Annotated in this window: 1 protein-coding gene and 1 pseudogene; both read left to right on the forward strand. The window is 33.7% G+C overall.

Going from position 1 to position 442, the window contains the following annotated elements; all coding sequences use genetic code 11:
* Positions 1-253 (forward strand): Ger(x)C family spore germination C-terminal domain-containing protein (locus tag PZE06_RS26275; RefSeq protein WP_275792152.1); only part of this gene is annotated, 253 nt, incomplete at its 5' end.
* A 77-nt stretch (positions 254-330) separates the two neighbouring features.
* Positions 331-442, forward strand: a pseudogene (locus PZE06_RS26280) (cell wall hydrolase); the annotation flags it as partial.

The following is a 442-nucleotide window of genomic DNA, read 5'->3' on the forward strand; positions in this document are numbered from 1 at the left end:
TAAAGACATCACTAATGAAAAAGAAATAGAAGCATTAGAGAATTACATTCAAGAAAATATCGAAAATCAAATACGAGATATATTGGAAACTATGAAGGAACATCAAATAGATAACCTCGGTTTAGGAAAGTATTTAAAACAAAAAATGGATTATCAAACATGGAAAAAATTGGACTGGCCCAAGACAATTGACAGGGTGAATGTTACCCCTAGTGTTACCGTTAAAATAATTGATACCGGGATGGTTAAATAAAAAAACTTGCTAAGTATTTATCATGGCTTGAATGAATAGTATTTAAGTACGACTTAGTTTATGCAAAGGAGGGCATCATGGCTGTAATAAAGGCAAGTTATAATGATAAAAGACTTCTAGCAAGACTTATACGTGCGGAAGCAGAAGGTGAAGGGGAGCAAGGAAGGTTATTAGTCGCCAATGTTTGTG

The sequence above is a fragment of the Robertmurraya sp. DFI.2.37 genome (genome assembly GCF_029211245.1).
GTDB classification, from domain to species: Bacteria; Bacillota; Bacilli; order Bacillales; family Cytobacillaceae; genus Robertmurraya; species Robertmurraya methanolica_A.